The organism is Microbacterium gorillae, from assembly GCF_050990725.1.
Taxonomy (GTDB): domain Bacteria; phylum Actinomycetota; class Actinomycetes; order Actinomycetales; family Microbacteriaceae; genus Microbacterium; species Microbacterium gorillae_A.
Genome location: NZ_CP158844.1, coordinates 1399599 through 1417970 on the forward strand (window position 1 = coordinate 1399599; position 18372 = coordinate 1417970).

Here is an 18372-nt window from a genome sequence, read left to right on the forward strand (position 1 = left end):
GCGAGCGAGGTCATCACCGACTTCCCAGGTGAGGCAACGCCCACAGCGAAATCACACGTGGGGAGGGATGAATGTGCGCGCGCGTCGGGCCGGATCGTCGGTCGTGGTCCGTCCTAGGCTGGGAGCTTCGGGAGGTCAGGATGGACGATCGGTACGGCGCGGATGTGCTCGCGCCCGGGTGGCGCGACGTGGGGCGCAAGCTCGTCAGGAAGGTTCCCGCGGAGCTGGACCTGGTGGTCGAAGTGGCCGCCGATGGGTTCTGTGGTGCTGTCACGAAGTCGACCCATGCCGAGGTCGAATTGGAGGACTGGAAGGGCCGCAAGCGCCTGTTCCCGCTGGGGCATGGTTTCCTCATCGACGGCGAGGTCGTTGAACTCGTTCCCGCTGCGCCGAAGACGCCGACGACGGGCAAGACACGCACCGCATCGGGATCTTTCGCCGTAGCGGACGCTCGTGCTCGCACGGCGCGCCCCAGCCGGATCCTCGTGGAGGGACGCCACGATGCGGAGCTCGTCGAGAAGGTCTGGGGCGCGGACCTGCGTATTGAGGGCGTCGTCGTGGAGTACCTGCAGGGCGTGGACAATCTCGCGGAGCTGCTGGAAGTCGAGCCGCCCACAGCCGAGCGCCGATACGGGGTACTCGTCGATCATCTGGTGCCGGGATCCAAAGAGACGCGGATCGTGGAGAAGCTCTTGCGCGGCCCGCACGGCAAGCACATGAAGATCGTCGGCCACCCGTACATCGACGTCTGGCAGGCCGTGACTCCCCAGGCGATGGGGATCAAGGCGTGGCCGGTGATTCCTCGAGGCGTGGAGTGGAAGGCGGGCATCTGCCAGGCATTCCGCTGGCCGCACGAGGATCAGGCGGACATCGCGCGGGCGTGGCAGCGGATCCTGTCGCGCGTGACGACGTTCCGTGATCTGGAGCCGGCGCTGATCGGCCGTGTCGAGGAATTGATCGACTTCGTCACGGAGTGATCATGCGCGCGGTCCGCGCACCGATGCGGCGTCGTGCAGCCAGGAGGTCACGCGCTGTGTGTGTCGGTCGACGCAGCGTGGTGTCCTACCCTTGACAGGTGAGTGATTCCGGCGCGCCCGAGAGCCCAGAGGTCCCGTTCCGCAAGAAGACCGTGTCCTTCGTGCGCCGATCGGGTCGCATGTCCGACGCGCAGGAGCGTGCCTATGCGGACCTCGCGAGCACCTACCTCTTGGACATCCCCCGCGACATCGCCTCGATGTCCGTGCATCCCTCCGCACAGTTCATTCCTGCAGCGGCATATGGACGTGAGGCGCCGCTGACGGTCGAGATCGGATCCGGTCAGGGGCACGCGATCGTGCACGCCGCGCAACAGAATCCGGACGCCGACTTCCTGGCCGTCGAAGTGTTCCGCGCGGGCCTCGCGCGCACCATGCTGGATGCCGACAAGGCGGGGGTGACCAATCTCCGGCTGGCGGAAGCGAATGCCCCCGAGGTTCTCGCGAAGCTCCTCCCGCCGGCCAGCGTCAGCGAGGTGTGGGTGTTCTTCCCCGACCCGTGGCACAAGGTTCGCCACAACAAGCGGCGCCTGATCCAGCCCGAGTTCACCCCGGTCATCGCTGAGTCGCTTCGCGATGGCGGTCTGCTGCGCATGGCGACGGACTGGGAGGAGTACGCGCTGCAGATGCGTGAGGTCCTGGACGCGTCGGATCAGTTCGAGCGCGCGTTTGAGGGGGAGTGGGCCGAGCGCTTCGAGGGACGCGTGCTGACCGCCTTCGAACGCAAGGGGCAGCGCGCCGGCCGCGACATCCGTGACCTCACTTACCGCCGCCGACCCCGCGTCTGAACCGCGCCGCGCCCGGGCTTCGCGTGCGTCAGGAGGGGTGGCGGCTCGGTGATAGGCTCGTTCGGTACGCCTCTGTAGCTCAGTGGATAGAGCGCCGGTTTCCGGTACCGTAGGTCGCAGGTTCGACTCCTGTCAGGGGCACAACTAGACCCCCGAAGTTCCTGGTTCTGTCAGGGATTTCGGGGGTCGTCGTTTGCTTGTTTGCCTCGCAACCAGAGGCCGTGACATGCGCGCGAGATCCGGCCTGCCCACGCGCTCTGAGCCGCCACGCTACAGCCGCGCGCCGCGGTCGGCGCGGCCCGGGGGAGAATGGTCGCGATGGAACTGAATGCGACCCGCCTTGCCCTTGTCCGCCATGGGCAGACCGATTGGAATCTGCACGATCTGCTGCAAGGGTCGAGCGATATCCCGCTCAATGACACCGGTCGAGCGCAGGCACGGGAAGCGGCGCAGTTGCTGTCCGATGTCCGCTGGGACCGCATTGTGACGTCGCCTCTGGTGCGTGCCGTCGAGACCGCCAGGATCATCGCGGGGGAGTGCGCTGTCTCGGACATCGAGATCGACGACGCCCTCGTTGAGCGAGATTATGGCGGGGCGGAAGGTATCACCCGCGAGGAGGCGACCGCGCGGTGGGGTCAGGATTGGCCCGGCGAGGAGTCGTACGAGCACCTCATGGTTCGTGCCGTTCGGGCGGTCGACGCGGTCGCGCAGCGATATCCGGGCGAGAACCTCGTGCTGGCCACACACGGCACATTCATCCGGGCCTTCACAGATGCCGTCGTGGGGGCGGCCACCATCAAGCCCGACAACGCGCACTCGGTGCGCTTCCTCGGAGCGCCAGGCGCGTGGCGCGTGACGGCGGGGTTGAATCTGGTCTGACAACGCTCCGGACGTGTCGGCCTCGGGCCGGGTTTCGTCCTGTGTCGGGCGGTCGGGGGCTTTCGCACGGATGTCGTGGGGCGGCTGGACGCAGTTGGACGCCAGGTGAGACGCCGCAGGATGCCGGATGCTGTCGAGTGGGTCGCTTCTGTCGCCGCAACACGCGAGGCGGATGCCGCTAGACGCCTGATGCCGTCGCCGAGAGCCATGAGCCGTGCGATAGCGCAGGTTGGCTATCGCGCTCGGACGAGTGGCGATTGCGTGCGGACAGGTGCGATATCGCCGAAGGCGCCACGGCGTGAGCCTCCGGCGGCTGGTATCCGGCTGGTCGTTGCTTCGTCGGTTGGGATGTTATCCACAGATCATCACTTCTTCGTATTTATGTTCTAGGTTTCTGCCACTCTTGGTCTATGACATTAGAACGCACGGTGGTGGAAGAGGGTTCGGTGCCCCGGAGCGGACCCGACGCTGCTTCTCAGGCGGGTGTCGGCTCGCCGCGCAGGGGTTCGCGGCGTGGTCGGGTGACCGGCACTGCCCCCGACCCTGCCGTGGTGCGGGGGTATGTGGATGCGATTGTCGCGTTGACGCGTTCACGGGCGGCGGCGGACGCGCTGGAAACGGTGTTGTTCGCGGATCTCGTGGAGCTCTCCGGTGCGTCCGGCCGCTCGTCGGATGCCGACCTGGAGCTGCGGTCTCTGGCAGCGGAGGTGGGTGCTGCGATCCGGGTCAGCGACCGCACGATCCAGCAGCGCATCTCTGACGCGTATCAGCTTCTGCATGACTTCCCGACCGTGCATGCCGCCCTATCAGCCGGCGAGATCACGTCATCGCATGTTGGGGCGATTCTGCAGCACGGGCTACCGGTCGAGGAAGGCCCGGCCCGGGACGCGTTCGTCGAGCGTGCTCTGGAGTTGGCGCGGGTGGAGTCTCCGAATCGTCTGCGTCACCTGCTGGGCCCTGTCGCGGAACAGGTCCGTGACGTCTCGATCACGCAACGCCATCGTGAGGCCCGCCGCACCCGGACCGTCTGGGTCACTGATGATCTGGACGGCATGGCTACCCTGCACGCCCTGCTGCCCTCCGTGCTCGCGCACGGAGTGAAGGACCGGTTGGATCAGATGGCCCACGCCCTGCGCGCCAGCAACAAAGCAGCCAGAAACGCCGGTGCTGGTGCTGGTGCTGGTGCTGGCGCTGGCGCTGGTGCTGGCGCTGGGAACAGCTTCGGCCCGGGTGCTCGTGTGAGCTCCGGCGGGGATGTCTGGATCTCCACAGACCCGGGCGCGGACGTCGAACCCGGCGCGGCCAACCCTCGCCGCGATGTGAACGATCGTGCAGAGGCGAACGTCCGAACCGATGTCGATGCCGGCGCGGACCCGAGCGCTGACGCCGTCGCTGGTGGGTTTCATGATGTGCGGACGGTGGATCAGATCCGCGCCGACATCCTCGCCGACCTGCTCCTCACCACCACCCCCACCAGTGTTGACACCGCGATCGGATCGATCCACGCCACCGTCGCCGTCACTATCCCGGTCCTCACCCTCCTCGAACAAGACGACACCGGCGCCGAGTTGGATGGCATCACCCCCATCGACGCGGACACCGCCCGCGCCCTCGCCGGAAACCAACCCGGCTTGGACCGCATCCTCACCCACCCCATCACCGGCACCATCCTCGCCACAGACCGATACCGACCCACCGCCGACATGAAACGCTTCCTCACCCACCGCGACCAACACTGCCGACACCCCGGATGCCGCGTCCCGATCCGCTACACCGACATCGACCACAACCACGACTGGGCCAACGGCGGCACCACCAACATCACCAACCTCGCCCCGCTCTGCCGCCGACACCACACGTTGAAGACCAACGCCGACTGGAAAATCACACCCCACCCCGACAACGACGGCACCGTCATCTTCCACACACCCGCCGGATACCACCACACCCAAAACCCACCACCCCGCACCGTCACCTTCACACCCACCCCCGAACACGGCGGCAGTATGAATCCGGCCAGGGATCGCAGCGAGCGCACTGACGGCGCACCACCGTCGTGACCGGAACGCGGAGCCGGCGTTTCCCGGAGGGTTCAGAAGGCGGCTTGCGCTATCCGGGACACGGCTCGGTCGTCGGGAACGCGGCTCGGTCGTCGGGAACGCGGCTCGGACGTCGGGAACGCGGCTCGGACGTCGGGAACTCGGCTCGATTGTCGGGAACTCGGCTCGACCGCAGACGGCGCTCACCCGCCGGCCATAAATCCGCCCGTCAAGCTGGCGGGATGGGATCGGGCAGGTATGCCACGATCGTGAGGTCGGGCGCGTCCTGCGGGGTGATCTTGACCTGCTCGAACACTCGCTCACCGTCGACCGGGTGAACGAAGGCCCGACGCCGGGAGGCGAAGCGGTCGATCTCGTGCTCATCCCAGGCTGCCGCGAAATCCGGGCTGGCCTCGCGCAGGAAGCCCACGAGCCGGACATGGTCCGGTCCGCCGATGCGACCACCCGCCTCGGCGCGGTACTCCGCCAGGAACTGCCGCGAGGTGGTGTCCCAGTCGGGCAGCATCGCTCGAACGTAGGGATCGGTGAAAACGAACACCAGCAGATTACGTTCCTCGGCAGGTGCCGTGGTCACCCCGGGGAAGAGATGCTCATAAGCCGGATTCCACGCGGCGATATCCCAGTGCGGGGTCACGGCGAACGCTGGCGCGGGATCGAGGGCGTCGAGCAGGTGCTGAACGTGCGATGGCACGGGCGCAGGCGCAAGGGGTTCCGGACGCGGCGACGGAGTGAACCCCGCGAGGCCGAGCAGATAGTCATGCTCGGCGTGAGTCAGCCGCAGATTGACGGCGATCGCGTCGATCACCTGCCGCGACGGGTTGATGTCCCGACCCTGCTCGAGCCAGGTGTACCACGTGACCGAGACCCCCGACAGAAACGCGATCTCCTCCCGGCGCAGCCCGGTCGTTCGCGCGCGCCCGACCGGAGGGAGGTCATACTCCGTGCGATTCACGCCCGTACGCCGACGACGCAGGAACTCGCCGAGTTCATGCCGTGAATCATCCATCGCGGTCATGCGGGCATCCTCTCCGTCCTGGCCGATCGATCATCCGGAACCTAGCAGTCCCACTACTAGTATCAGCGCCGTCCGGCTGCGGTGCCGACAATGACCGAGCACGCGTTCATACTTGATCCATGCCGATGCTTCGCTCTCGAACCGTGACCCATGGCCGCAATATGGCCGGTGCCCGCGCACTGATGCGCGCTTCCGGTGTTGCCGATTCGGATATCGGCAAGCCGATCATCGCAGTCGCAAACTCGTTCACCGAGTTCGTCCCCGGCCACACCCACCTCCAGCCCGTCGGACGCATCGTCTCGCAGGCGATCCATGACGCCGGTGCCGTTGCCCGTGAGTTCAACACGATCGCGGTCGACGACGGTATCGCCATGGGCCACGGCGGCATGCTGTACTCGCTCCCGTCGCGCGACCTGATCGCCGACTCGGTGGAGTACATGGTCAACGCGCACTGCGCCGACGCCCTGGTGTGCATCTCGAACTGCGACAAAATCACACCCGGAATGCTGATGGCCGCGCTGCGCCTCAACATCCCCACCGTGTTCGTCTCCGGCGGCCCGATGGAGGCCGGACGCGTCACCCTCACCGACGGCTCCGTTCGCTCCCTCGATCTCGTCAACGCGATCTCCGATGCGGTGGACGAGTCCATCTCCGACGCCGACATCAGCCTCATCGAGGAGAACGCCTGCCCCACGTGCGGCTCGTGCTCCGGCATGTTCACGGCCAACTCGATGAACTGCCTCACCGAGGCGATCGGTCTGTCGCTGCCCGGCAACGGTTCGGTGCTGGCGACCCACACCGCTCGTCGCGCCCTGTATGAGAAGGCCGGCGCGACGGTGGTCGACCTCGCCAAGCGCTACTACGAGAACGACGACGAGTCGGTTCTGCCCCGGTCCATCGCGACCCACGAGGCGTTCGACAACGCCATGGCGCTTGACGTCGCCATGGGCGGTTCCACGAACACCATCCTCCACTTGCTGGCCGCTGCCCGCGAGGCCGGCGTCGACTACGACCTGCACGACATCGACGCACGCTCGCGCCAGGTGCCCTGCCTCGCCAAGGTGGCGCCGAACCCGGCCTACGGGAAGATGTACTACATGGAGGACGTCCACCGCGCCGGTGGCATCCCCGCTCTGTTGGGGGAGCTGCACCGCGGCGGCCTGCTGCACACCGACGTCAAGACCGTGCACTCCGACTCGCTGCAGCAGTGGATGGACGACTGGGACATCCGCGGCGGAAAGGCCACCGACGAGGCCGAGGCTCTGTGGCACGCCGCACCCGGCGGACAGCGCTCCTCGACGGCCTTCTCGCAGTCCAACGTGTGGACCTCGCTCGACACCGATGCCGCCGAGGGCTGCATCCGCTCCGTTGAGCACGCCTACTCGAAGGACGGCGGACTCGCCGTGCTTCACGGCAACATCGCCCGACACGGCTCCGTCGTGAAGACGGCCGGCGTGGACGAGTCGATCTGGGTGTTCGAGGGCCCCGCGGTGGTCTGCGAGTCCCAGGAGGAAGCGGTCCAGAAGATCCTCGACAAGACCGTCAAGGAGGGCGACGTGGTCGTCATCCGCTACGAGGGACCCAAGGGCGGCCCGGGCATGCAGGAGATGCTGTACCCGACCTCGTTCCTGAAGGGCCGCGGCCTCGGCAAGAAGTGCGCGCTCATCACCGACGGCCGCTTCTCCGGCGGTACCTCGGGTCTCTCCATCGGCCACATTTCTCCCGAGGCTGCCTCGGGTGGCGAGATCGCTCTGATCCAGGACGGCGACCTGATCCACATCGACATCCCCAACCGCTCGATCCGCGTGCTCGTGGACGATGCGGAGCTCGATGCACGTCGCGAGAAGCTCGAGGAGAACGGCGGCTACCACCCGAAGAGCCGCGAGCGACACGTCTCCGCCGCACTGCGCGCCTATGCCGCCATGGCCACGTCGGCAGACAAGGGTGCCGTCCGCGACGTCGACGCTCTCTACCAGATGACCAGCCCGCAGCCGGCCTGATCACCAGCCGACGAACACGCCCGCGAACTCCGCGGGCGTGTTCGTGTGCCCTCCCACGCCGTCCCTCCGCGCATCCTCACCGCCGCTTCTCGCCCTCGCACGCCTGCCCTCCGCGCATCCTCACCGCCGCTCTCGCCCTCACTGCAGCTCTCGCCCTCACTCAGCTCTCGCCCTCACTGCAGCTCTCGCCACCGCAGCTCTCGCCACCGCAGCTCTCGCCACCGCGGCTCTCGCCACCGCACCGACCCGTCGACGTTGAGCTGAGCCCATGACAGCGATGACCCCGGGCAGGTGTCCGCGCTCGACAGGCGCGCACGGGCGCGCTCTCCGCTGGCACCCTCCCACTCGGCACTCGCGCCAGTGACCTCGACGCGAACGAGACGTGATGGGCATCCTGCGTGCGCAGAACGCCGATCGCTGCCCGGTCGGGACGTTCATGCCGCCCATCACGGCCTAGTTCGGAGCGGCGCGACACACTTCGGTGACCGAGCCACCAACCGAGCGATCAACCGAGCGATCACTCGCGGACCCTGCCCGGGCCACCGCCGACCCCAACGCTGCGGATCACACCGCGCTGCGTGCAGCCGGCGAGACAGGCTGGTGCGCACAGACGCCAGCGTGAATAGAGGGCGTGCGACGAGCACCGGCTGGCCCAGGGACGAACCCCGGGGCCACATAGAATAGGGGGATCATGAATCCCGAGTCACTCGCCTCCGCCCTGTTCGACGTCGTCGCCCCCATCCTCGCGGAGCGACGACCCGGCGAGGACCTCGGGGTGAGCGTGGCCGACATCACGCTGGAGCGCCCGAAGAACCGCGATCACGGCGACTGGGCCACCAACATCGCGATGAAGCTGGCGAAGAAGGTCGGCACCAACCCGCGAGAGCTGGCGCAGCTGATCGCCGATGCGGCATCGTCGATCGAGGGTGTCGCCTCCGTCGAGGTGGCGGGACCCGGGTTCATCAATATCCGACTCGAGGCGGGTGCCGCGGGTGAACTCGCGCGCACCATCGTGACGGCCGGCGATCAGTACGGTCACTCAGACACTCGCTCCCACGAGAACATCAACCTGGAGTTCGTCTCTGCGAACCCGACCGGGCCGATCCATCTCGGCGGGACGCGGTGGGCCGCTGTCGGCGACTCGCTCGCACGCATCCTGCAGTCCCAGGGCGCCTCGGTCACGCGCGAGTACTACTTCAACGACCACGGCGGGCAGATCGACCGGTTCGCCCGGAGCCTTCTCGCTGCCCACCTCGGAGAGCCCACCCCGGAGGACGGCTACGGCGGTGCGTACATCGGCGAGATTGCTACACGCGTCGTGCCGCTCTACGACGGCGATCTCTCCGCGCTGTCGCGCGAAGAGCAGCAGGAGGTCTTCCGCAGCGTCGGCGTGGAGCTGATGTTCGCCGAAATCAAGCAGAGCCTGCACGATTTCGGTGTCGACTTCGACGTCTACTTCCACGAGAACTCACTGCACGAGTCTGGTGCCGTCCAGCGCGCGGTGGCGCGGCTGCAGGAGCTCGGCCACATGTACGAGAAGGACGGCGCCCTGTGGCTGCGCACCACGGACTTCGGCGATGACAAGGATCGCGTCGTCATCAAGTCTGACGGCGACGCGGCCTATATCTCAGGGGACATCGCCTACTACCTCGACAAGCGTGAGCGCGGCTTCAATCGCGAGGTCATGATGCTCGGCGCTGACCACCACGGATACGTCAAGCGTCTGATGGCGGTCGTCGCGGCGTTCGGTGATGAGCCCTACGTGAACCTGCAGGTGCTCATCGGACAGATGGTGAACCTCGTGCAGGACGGCAAGCCAGTTCGCATGTCCAAGCGCGCGGGAACAGTGGTCACGATGGAGGACCTCGTCGGCATCGTCGGTGTCGACGCCGCACGGTACGCCTTGACACGCAGCTCCACCGACTCGAACCTCGACATCGACCTGGACGTGCTGCGCAAGCGCACCAACGACAACCCGGTGTTCTACGTGCAGTACGCCCACGCTCGCACGTTCAACGCGGCCAAGAACGCCGAGGACTCCGGCGTGGATCGCTCGGTGTTCGCGCCCGAGACTCTGACGCACGAGACGGAGTCGGCGTTGCTCGGTGCCCTGCAGGAGTTCCCGCGCCTGGTCGCCTTCGCCGCCGAGGTCCGCGAGCCGCACCGCATTGCGCGCTACCTCGAGGAGATCGCCGGTCTCTACCACCGCTGGTACGACAACTGCCGCATCGTGCCGCTGGGCGACGCACCCGTCGAGCCGGTGCACCACAGCCGTCGCTGGCTGAATGATGCGACCGGTCAGGTGCTGCGCAATGGTCTGGACCTGTTGGGCGTCAGCGCTCCCGAGCGGATGTGACATGACGGCTGATCGCGAAGCAGTGCAGCACGGCGACCTCCGGTTCACCGTCGGGTACTTGCTGCGCGACCGCGGGGAACGGGTCTGACGTGACTGTCGAGGCACCCACGGCCGGGACGCGCACGAGGCGCCGTCGCTGGCCGTGGGTGCTCGCGGTGATCGGTGTCGCCATCGTCGCCATCGTCGTGGCGGCCGAGCTGATCGCCCGTTCGCTCGTCCCCGGCATCGTCGCGGAAAAGCTGCGCGCCGCGCTGTCGCTTCCGGCCGATCATCCCGTTCAGGTGGAGGTCGACGGATGGGCTCTGCCCCAGGTGATCGCGCAGCGCCTCGACCATGTCACCGCGTCATCGGACGCTGTGACTCTCGGGACGCTGACCGCCGACATCTCGGGTGCCGCTGACGGCGTGACGTTCGACGGGGGAATGGAATCCGCGAGGATCAGTGCGGACATCTCGGCGGAGCAGATCCTCGCCCTCGTATCCGAGGCGGGGGTTCCGCTGGAGGATGTGACCTTCGGCGATGACGTCGTGACTGGAAGCACAACCCTGACTGTTTTCGGTCAGCGCATACCGATCTCGCTCACGCTCGTGCCAGCCGTCACAGATGGCGATCTGCAGCTGACCGCCGAGAGCGCAGATATCGGTGGGATCACGCTCACCGCGGACGGGGTGCGTGAGAGATTCGGCAACCTCGCGAACGGGGTGATCGGTCCGTGGCCCGTGTGCCTGCGTGGTCAACTGCCCATGGGCGTGCATCTCACCACGGTCACCGTGAGCCCGGATGGGCTCGTGGGCACCGCCGATCTGGACGGTCGCATTGCACTGGATCCCGCGTTGCAGGCGATGGGCACCTGCGACTGACGGAGCCCGCGCGGACAGACCGATGGCGAAGCCCCGCGACGGAGCGACCGTTCGGTACGCCGGCGTGGCGTTGCGGAGGAGAAGCGCATGTCGACCATGCGCGCGACATGCGTTAGCGAACGAACGTCCATCGCAGCGGGTCGTGCCCATCGGCGACGCGGGAAGTCACCTGGAACGGGCCGGCATGCCGGTTGCCCTAGACTTTTGGGACGATCCGACCGCGCCCGCGCCGCGGCGACCGCACCCGTCCAGATAGGTCCGCCATGTCTTCCGCCCTGCCCGACAGCCTCGCTCCCGGGTGGCTCCACGAGCCCGCTGATGCCAATGCGCTGGCCGAGGGCGTCTGGCCCGCGCGCGCCCATCGCGATGACGACGGACGTCTCATCCTGAACGGCATCTCTGCCGTGCGCCTGGCGGAGACCTACGGCACTCCCGTCCTCGTGCTGGACGAGGACGAGGTGCGAGAGCGCGCACGCGGCGCAGCTCGCGCATTCGCCGCGGCGGCGCAACGCCACGGCACCACCGCGCGCGTCTACTACGCGGGCAAGGCATTTCTTTCGACCCAGGTCGCTCGGTGGGTGACGGAGGAGGGGCTCAAGGTGGACGTCTGCAGCCCCGGCGAACTCGCCGTTGCGCTGCGCGCCGGTGTGGCTCCCACCGAGATCGGCTACCACGGCAACAACAAGAGTGCCGCCGCTCTCGCCGAGGCACTGGAAGCGGGCCTCAGCACGATCGTCGTGGACAACATCGACGAGCTGCGCCGCCTCGACGGCGTCGCCCGTGCGGCGAGCACCACGGTTCGTGTGGTGCTTCGCGTGCAGAGCGGTGTCCACGCCGAGACGCACGACTTCCTGGCGACCGCGCACGAGGACCAGAAGTTCGGGCTCGCAGCGCCCGATGCCGAGCGTGCCGCCGACTACATCCGCGAGACAGACGCTCTGGAGCTTGTCGGCGTGCACTGCCACATCGGCTCCCAGATCTTCGGCGTGGCCGGATTCCGCGAGTCGGCCGCGCGCGTCATCGATCTCTCGATCCATCTGGGTGGTGGTGAGCCGTTGCCCGTTCTCAATCTCGGTGGCGGATTCGGCATCGCCTATACGTCTGCCGACGATCCCACGCCGCTGCCCGTGCTCGCCGACGCGATCATCGAGGCTGTCGCGGAGGTGGCAGCCGAGCGCGGCGTTGCCCTGCCCGAGCTCGCTTTCGAGCCCGGACGCGCGATCGTCGGCACCGCTGGGGTGACCCTCTACCGGGTCGGATCCGTGAAGGACGTCACGGTGGAGACCACGCACGGCACAGGGCAGCGTACCTATGTGGCCGTCGACGGCGGGATGAGCGACAACGCTCGCCCGGCGCTGTACGGCGCGCAGTACTCCGCTCGGCTCGCCGATCGTGTCAGCTCAGCGAGCCCCGCTCTCAGCCGCGTGGTTGGGATGCACTGTGAGTCCGGCGACATCGTTGTGGACCACGAGTACCTTCCCGGCGACGTCGCCGATGGCGATCTGCTGGCCGTTCCGGTCACAGGTGCCTACTGCGCATCGCTGGCCAGCAATTACAACCACGTTCCGCGCCCGCCGGTGGTCGCCGTCTCCGGCGGCACTGCGCGGGTCATCGTTCGTGGTGAGACCATCGCCGACCTGCTCGCGCGTGACGCGGGTGTGGACGGCGCGAATGAGCCGATCATCGGCTCGGAGGAGAACGCATGATCGACTACCGACGCCTCCGCATCGCCCTGCTCGGAGCCGGCTCCGTCGGCTCGCAGGTGGCCCGGTTGCTGCTGGAGCAGCGCGCCGAACTGGCCGACCGTGCCGGTGCTGATCTGGAACTCGTCGGCATTGCCGTGCGCGACGTGAACGCTCCTCGCGACACTGACATCCCACGCGAGCTGTTCACCACCGACGCCGCGGCCCTCATCCACGGCGCCGACATCGTCATCGAGCTCATGGGCGGACTCGAGCCCGCGCGTGAGCTCATCCTGGAAGCCATCAACTCGGGCGCCGACGTGGTCACAGGTAACAAGGCGCTGCTGGCCACCAGCGGTCCCGAGATCTTCGAGTCCGCCGAGCAGGTCGGAGCCTCGGTGTACTACGAGGCGGCCGTGGCCGGAGCCATCCCGATCATCCGCCCGCTGCGGGACTCGCTCGCCGGTGACCGCGTCAAGCGGATCACGGGAATCGTGAACGGCACCACAAACTACATCCTCGACCGCATGGACACCGAGGGCGCCGACTTCGAGGCGGTGCTCGCGGACGCCCAGCGCCTGGGCTACGCCGAGGCGGACCCCACCGGGGACGTCGAGGGTTTCGATGCGGCGCAGAAGGCCGCGATCCTGGCCAGCCTCGCCTTCCACACCACGGTTCCGCTGGACTCCGTTTACCGTGAGGGCATCACCACCGTCACCGCATCGATGATCGAGGCCGCGCGTCACGCCGGATTCGTCATCAAGCTGCTGGCGGTGGCCGAGCGCATGGACACCGACGGCCAGGAGAGCATCTCCGTGCGCGTCTACCCGGCGCTGGTTCCCCGCGAACACCCGCTCGCGAGCGTGCATGGTGCGAACAACGCCGTCTTCGTCGAGGCTGAGGCGGCCGGCCCCCTCATGTTCTACGGCGCAGGCGCTGGCGGCGTGCAGACGGCGTCGGCCGTGCTCGGAGACGTCGTCTCCGCCGCCCGTCGCCACATCGCCGGCGGCGTCGGCGTGGGGGAGTCCACGCGCGCCAACCTGCCGATCCTTCCGATCGGCGCTGTGACCACCCGCTACCAGATCACCCTGGAAGTGACGGATCAACCCGGTGTGCTCGCGACCGTCGCAAGCATCCTCAGCGACGGCGGCGTGTCCGTTGCGACGGTCGAACAGACCGTCGTCGACGGCGCTGGCACGGCCCGCATCGTGATCGGCACGCACACCGCACGCGAAGAAGATCTGAGCGGCACCGTTCAGCGCCTGACGGCCAGCGATGTCGTCCGCGCCGTGAGCAGTGTGCTGCGCGTTGAAGGAGAGTGACGTGGCACGTTCCACGAGCGGACTTGTCCGCGATGTCGTCGACCGCCGTCCGGGAAAGCTCTGCCGCGCATGAGCGCCCGTACGGTGGCGGTGCGCGTCCCGGCGACGAGCGCCAACCTGGGCCCGGGCTTCGACACCCTCGGACTGGCGCTGAGCGTCTACGACGACCTGACGGTGACGGAGCTGCCTGCGGGTGAGCTCGAGATCGACATCACCGGCTCCGGTGCCGATGACATCCCGCGCGATGAATCGCACCTGGTGGTGCGAACGATCCGCCACGTATTCGATGAGTACGGCGTCCCGCATCCGGGTCTCCGGCTCGTGGCCCACAACGTCATTCCGCACGGCCGGGGGATGGGATCCTCCGGCGCAGCCGTGGTCGCCGGAATCCTCGCCGCCAAGGGTCTGCTCGAGGGCCGCGTAGAGCTGAGTGAGGCCGATCTGCTGCGCATCGCGACGCAGATCGAAGGGCACCCCGACAACGTCGCGCCGGCTCTGTTCGGTGGCCTCACGATCGCCTGGATGACCCCCGAAGGGCCCGCGCACAAGAAGCTGCTGGTGCATCGCGGTGTGTCCCCGGTGGTCTTCGTGCCCGACTTCACGATGTCCACGTCACTCGCTCGCAGCCTGCAGCCCACGCAGGTGCCGCGCGAGGACGCGGTGTTCAACGTGTCGCGTTCCGCGCTGCTGATCGCAGCGCTCATCCAGAGCCCCGAGCTGCTGCTGTCCGCGACCGAAGACAAGCTGCACCAGGACTATCGTGCGCAGGCGATGCCGGCCACCATCGAGCTCGTCAGGGCCCTGCGTGCGGAGGGATTCCCTGCCGTCGTCTCGGGCGCCGGTCCGTCAGTGCTCGTGTTGGCCGATGGTCCGGGCGCTCGTGCCGCCGCGGTCGACCTCGCCGCCGACATTCCCGGTGCGACATGGGATGCGCGCATGCTCGCCGTCGATTTCAAAGGTGCTACAGTGAGGAACATATCGGGGGATTCCACGCCCGGAGCGTGATCTGACCTCCGATCGCAATTCTGCGAAAACCTCTGCATCATCCCATCGGGAGAACGCAACTCCCCTCCTGATGGTCGTGCTCGTCCGAGTGACGAATGCAGAGCTGTCTGACACTTTCCACATTCAGAGGAGCACTCGTGGAGTCGATCTCCGACATCGAGAACACCCCTGCCGTCGACGCGGCACCCGCCGCCGAGGCAGCACCCGCCCGCAAGCGCGCACCGCGACGTGCGACGACGGCGTCGGCGGCCAAGGCAGCAGCCGACGCGTCCGCCGAAGCCGCACCGGCGGCCGAGGCGGCATCGGTCGCCGAGGAGGCACCTGCCAAGGCCCCGCGCAAGCGCGCGCCGCGCCGGACCGCCGCCGCCGATGCAGCGGAGGCGCCCGCCGTCGAGGCTTCGGACACGCCTGCTGCCGAGGCGCCCGCCGCCGAGGAGGCGCCGAAGAAGCGTCCGTCGCGTGCTCGCAAGCCGAAGGCGGAGGCTGACGCTCCCGCCGAGACGCCCGCCGAGGCCGCGCCCGCTGCCGACGCCGCCCCCGCCGGGGAGGCTGCGGGAGAGACCGAAGCCCCGACCAAGCCCAAGCGCACGCGCACCACCAAGGCCGCGGCCGCGAAGGCCGCCGCTGAGGCAGCTGCCGCCCCCGCGGATGACGCCTCACCCGCCGAGCCCGCGGAGAAGGCCGAGGCTGCTCCGGCCGCTGACGCGTCGCCGGCGGAGAACAGTGAGCAGGCCGACGGCGGCGAGCAGGCCGAGGGCGGCCGTCGCACGCGTAACCGCAACCGCAACCGCAACCGCAACGGCGGCGAGGGTTCGCAGAGCAACGGCGGCCAGCAGAGCAACGGCCAGAACAACAATGGCCAGAACAACAATGGCCAGAACAACAATGGCCAGGGCAACAACAACGGCCAGAACAACAACGGTCGCAACAACCAGAACCAGAACCACGGCGACGACGAGGGCAACTCGCGCAGCCGCAAGCGCACGAACCGCCGCGGTGCCAACCAGCAGCAGGACGAGTTCGAGCCCGAGATCGGCGAGGACGATGTCCTGATCCCGATCGCCGGAATCCTGGACGTTCTGGACAACTACGCGTTCGTGCGCACTACCGGCTATCTGGCCGGCCCGAGCGACGTCTACGTCTCCCTCGGCCAGGTCAAGAAGTACAACCTGCGCAAGGGCGACGCGGTCGTCGGCGCGATCAAGCAGCCCCGTGAGGGTGAGCAGAGCGGCCGTCAGAAGTACAACGCTCTCGTGAAGGTCGACTCGATCAACGGCCTGTCCGTAGACGATGCGGCCGCCCGCGTCGAGTTCGGCAAGCTCACTCCGCTGTACCCGCAGGACCGCCTGCGTCTGGAGACTGCTCCGGAGAAGCTGACGCAGCGCATCATCGACCTCGTCGCCCCGATCGGCAAGGGCCAGCGCGGCCTCATTGTCGCGCCCCCGAAGGCCGGCAAGACCATCGTGCTGCAGCAGATCGCCGACGCCATCGCGCAGAACAACCCCGAGGTCCACCTCATGGTCGTGCTCGTCGACGAGCGTCCGGAGGAGGTCACCGATATGCAGCGCCGGGTGAAGGGTGAGGTCATCGCCTCCACCTTCGACCGTCCCGCCGAGGACCACACCACGGTGGCGGAGCTGGCCATCGAGCGCGCCAAGCGCCTCGTGGAGCTGGGGCGCGACGTGGTCGTCCTGCTCGACTCCATCACCCGCCTCGGCCGCGCCTACAACATCTCGGCTCCCACCTCGGGTCGCGTGCTCACCGGTGGCGTGGACGCCTCCGCGCTCTACCCGCCGAAGCGCTTCTTCGGAGCTGCGCGCAACATCGAGAACGGCGGATCCCTCACGATCCTCGCCACGGCGCTCGTGGAAACCGGCTCCAAGATGGACGAGGTCATCTTCGAGGAGTTCAAGGGCACCGGCAACTCGGAGCTGCGCCTCAGCCGCCAGCTCGCTGACAAGCGCATCTTCCCGGCGGTCGACGTGAACGCGTCGTCCACGCGTCGCGAGGAGATGCTGCTGAGCCCCGACGAGGTCAAGATCACCTGGAAGCTGCGTCGCGCCCTCGCGGGCCTGGACCCGCAGCAGGCGGTGGAGGTCATCCTGGGCAAGCTCAAGGAGACCTCCTCCAACGTGGAGTTCCTCGTGCAGATGCAGAAGTCCATTCCGGCTCCCGCCGGCGGCTCTTCGCACGCGCACGAGAACAACATCCGCTGACCCGCGATCCCGACGCTGATGTTCGAGTCCGTCCAGGCTCTGATCGAGGAGCACCGCGCCGTAGAGCGCGAACTCTCCGACCCGGAGGTGCACGCCGATGCCGCTCGCGCCAAGCGAGTGAATCGGCGCTACGCCGAACTCAGCAGGATCGTCAAGGCTCATGAGGACTGGGTGGCGGCGGGGGATGACCTCGCCGCCGCTCGGGACCTCGCGAAAGAAGACGAGGCGTTCGCGGCGGAGGTGCCGGCGCTCGAGGAGCAGCTGGCGGTCTCTCAGGAGAAGCTGCGTCGCCTCCTGATCCCGCGCGATCCCGATGACGCGCGCGATGTGATCATGGAGATCAAGGCGGGCGAGGGCGGCGCGGAGAGCGCTCTGTTCGCCGCCGACCTGCTCCGCATGTACTCGCAGTATGCGGCGCACCAGGGGTGGAAGGTTGAGCTGCTCGATCGCAACGAGAGCGATCTGGGCGGCTACAAGGACGTGCAGGTGGCCATCAAGGGCTCCTCGTCCGATCCGTCGCAGGGCGTCTGGGCGCACCTCAAGTACGAGGGCGGCGTGCACCGCGTGCAGCGCGTTCCGGCCACGGAGTCGCAGGGCCGCATCCACACCTCCACCACCGGTGTGCTCGTGTTTCCCGAGGTCGATGAGCCGGAGGAACTGCAGATCGACCCGAACGATCTGAAGATCGACGTCTACCGCTCGTCCGGTCCCGGCGGACAGTCGGTGAACACGACGGACTCGGCGGTTCGCATCACCCACCTGCCCTCCGGCATCGTCGTGTCGATGCAGAACGAGAAGAGTCAGCTGCAGAACCGTGAGGCCGGAATGCGCGTGCTGCGTGCTCGCCTGCTGGCCAAGCAGCAAGAGGAGCTCGCGGCTGCAGCCTCGGACGCGCGGAAGTCGCAGATCCGCGGTATGGATCGCTCCGAGCGCATCCGCACCTACAACTTCCCGGAGAACCGCATCGCGGATCACCGCACCGGTTACAAGGCCTACAACCTCGACGCCGTGCTCGATGGCGCGCTGGAGCCGGTCATCGCCTCGTGTATCGAGACCGATGAGCAGGAGCGCCTCTCGGCCCTCGGCGACCAGTCCTGAGCGGGCGAGTCTCACAACCTCGACGCCGTGCTCGATAGTGCGCTGGAGCCGGTCGTC

General features: G+C 67.7%; 13 protein-coding genes and 1 tRNA gene. 13 read left to right on the forward strand and 1 reads right to left on the reverse strand.

Annotated elements, in window-relative coordinates; all coding sequences use genetic code 11:
* The first annotated feature begins 140 nt into the window (after positions 1 to 140).
* From ABTV68_RS06105 to ABTV68_RS06125, 5 genes are all read left to right on the forward strand, one after another.
* The gene (locus tag ABTV68_RS06105) at positions 141 to 977 is read left to right on the forward strand and encodes a DUF3097 domain-containing protein (protein WP_433676730.1); all 837 of its coding nucleotides are present in this window, start codon (positions 141 to 143) and stop codon (positions 975 to 977) included.
* Positions 978 to 1075: 98 nt separating this feature from the next.
* Positions 1076 to 1822 carry a tRNA (guanosine(46)-N7)-methyltransferase TrmB gene (trmB, locus tag ABTV68_RS06110; RefSeq protein ID WP_433676731.1) on the forward strand — a complete coding sequence of 249 codons (747 nt, stop codon included), beginning with the start codon at positions 1076 to 1078 and terminating at the stop codon, positions 1820 to 1822.
* A 68-nt stretch (positions 1823 to 1890) separates the two neighbouring features.
* Positions 1891 to 1963 (forward strand) — tRNA-Arg (locus ABTV68_RS06115).
* Between the two features lie 177 nt (positions 1964 to 2140).
* Positions 2141 to 2701, forward strand: a complete 561-nt coding sequence (locus tag ABTV68_RS06120) for a histidine phosphatase family protein (RefSeq protein ID WP_433676732.1) — start codon at positions 2141 to 2143, stop codon at positions 2699 to 2701.
* Positions 2702 to 3222: 521 nt separating this feature from the next.
* Complete coding sequence (locus ABTV68_RS06125) at positions 3223 to 4761, forward strand: DUF222 domain-containing protein (RefSeq protein WP_433676733.1); 1539 nt, start codon at positions 3223 to 3225, stop codon at positions 4759 to 4761.
* A gap of 208 nt (positions 4762 to 4969) precedes the next feature.
* Here ABTV68_RS06125 and ABTV68_RS06130 read toward each other — a convergent pair whose 3' ends face one another.
* Positions 4970 to 5776, reverse strand: a complete 807-nt coding sequence (locus ABTV68_RS06130) for a helix-turn-helix transcriptional regulator (protein ID WP_433676734.1) — start codon at positions 5774 to 5776, stop codon at positions 4970 to 4972.
* Between the two features lie 119 nt (positions 5777 to 5895).
* Here ABTV68_RS06130 and ilvD point away from each other — a divergent pair, with 119 nt between their 5' ends.
* From ilvD to prfA, 8 genes are all read left to right on the forward strand, one after another.
* Positions 5896 to 7776, forward strand: a complete 1881-nt coding sequence (ilvD, locus tag ABTV68_RS06135; RefSeq protein ID WP_433676735.1) for a dihydroxy-acid dehydratase — start codon at positions 5896 to 5898, stop codon at positions 7774 to 7776.
* 691 nt (positions 7777 to 8467) lie between these two features.
* A complete protein-coding gene (argS, locus tag ABTV68_RS06140; RefSeq protein ID WP_433676736.1) occupies positions 8468 to 10132 on the forward strand; it encodes an arginine--tRNA ligase in 1665 nt (554 codons plus the stop codon).
* Between the two features lie 89 nt (positions 10133 to 10221).
* Positions 10222 to 10992 carry an LmeA family phospholipid-binding protein gene (locus tag ABTV68_RS06145; protein ID WP_433676737.1) on the forward strand — a complete coding sequence of 257 codons (771 nt, stop codon included), beginning with the start codon at positions 10222 to 10224 and terminating at the stop codon, positions 10990 to 10992.
* A gap of 263 nt (positions 10993 to 11255) precedes the next feature.
* Positions 11256 to 12698, forward strand: a complete 1443-nt coding sequence (gene lysA, locus ABTV68_RS06150; protein WP_433676738.1) for a diaminopimelate decarboxylase — start codon at positions 11256 to 11258, stop codon at positions 12696 to 12698.
* On the forward strand, positions 12695 to 13996 hold the full coding sequence (locus tag ABTV68_RS06155; protein WP_433676739.1) for a homoserine dehydrogenase: 1302 nt from the start codon (positions 12695 to 12697) through the stop codon (positions 13994 to 13996). Before lysA ends, ABTV68_RS06155 begins: the two co-directional genes overlap by 4 nt.
* A gap of 69 nt (positions 13997 to 14065) precedes the next feature.
* Complete coding sequence (thrB, locus tag ABTV68_RS06160) at positions 14066 to 15001, forward strand: homoserine kinase (protein ID WP_433676740.1); 936 nt, start codon at positions 14066 to 14068, stop codon at positions 14999 to 15001.
* A 137-nt stretch (positions 15002 to 15138) separates the two neighbouring features.
* Positions 15139 to 17217, forward strand: coding sequence for a transcription termination factor Rho (gene rho / locus ABTV68_RS06165; RefSeq protein WP_433676741.1), 2079 nt, complete (start codon positions 15139 to 15141; stop codon positions 17215 to 17217).
* An 18-nt stretch (positions 17218 to 17235) separates the two neighbouring features.
* A complete protein-coding gene (gene prfA / locus ABTV68_RS06170) occupies positions 17236 to 18315 on the forward strand; it encodes a peptide chain release factor 1 (protein ID WP_433676743.1) in 1080 nt (359 codons plus the stop codon).
* Positions 18316 to 18372: the final 57 nt, after the last annotated feature.

What these genes read in the sequence shown, in the direction of transcription:
- ABTV68_RS06120 (WP_433676732.1), top strand. Translation starts at nt 2,141, where the DNA reads ATGGAACTGAATGCGACCCGCCTTGCCCTTGTCCGCCATGGGCAGACC.
- ABTV68_RS06105 (WP_433676730.1), top strand. Translation starts at nt 141, where the DNA reads ATGGACGATCGGTACGGCGCGGATGTGCTCGCGCCCGGGTGGCGCGAC.
- ABTV68_RS06155 (WP_433676739.1), top strand. Translation starts at nt 12,695, where the DNA reads ATGATCGACTACCGACGCCTCCGCATCGCCCTGCTCGGAGCCGGCTCC.
- ilvD (WP_433676735.1), top strand. Translation starts at nt 5,896, where the DNA reads ATGCCGATGCTTCGCTCTCGAACCGTGACCCATGGCCGCAATATGGCC.
- argS (WP_433676736.1), top strand. Translation starts at nt 8,468, where the DNA reads ATGAATCCCGAGTCACTCGCCTCCGCCCTGTTCGACGTCGTCGCCCCC.
- thrB (WP_433676740.1), top strand. Translation starts at nt 14,066, where the DNA reads ATGAGCGCCCGTACGGTGGCGGTGCGCGTCCCGGCGACGAGCGCCAAC.
- ABTV68_RS06130 (WP_433676734.1), bottom strand. Translation starts at nt 5,776, where the DNA reads ATGACCGCGATGGATGATTCACGGCATGAACTCGGCGAGTTCCTGCGT.
- lysA (WP_433676738.1), top strand. Translation starts at nt 11,256, where the DNA reads ATGTCTTCCGCCCTGCCCGACAGCCTCGCTCCCGGGTGGCTCCACGAG.
- prfA (WP_433676743.1), top strand. Translation starts at nt 17,236, where the DNA reads ATGTTCGAGTCCGTCCAGGCTCTGATCGAGGAGCACCGCGCCGTAGAG.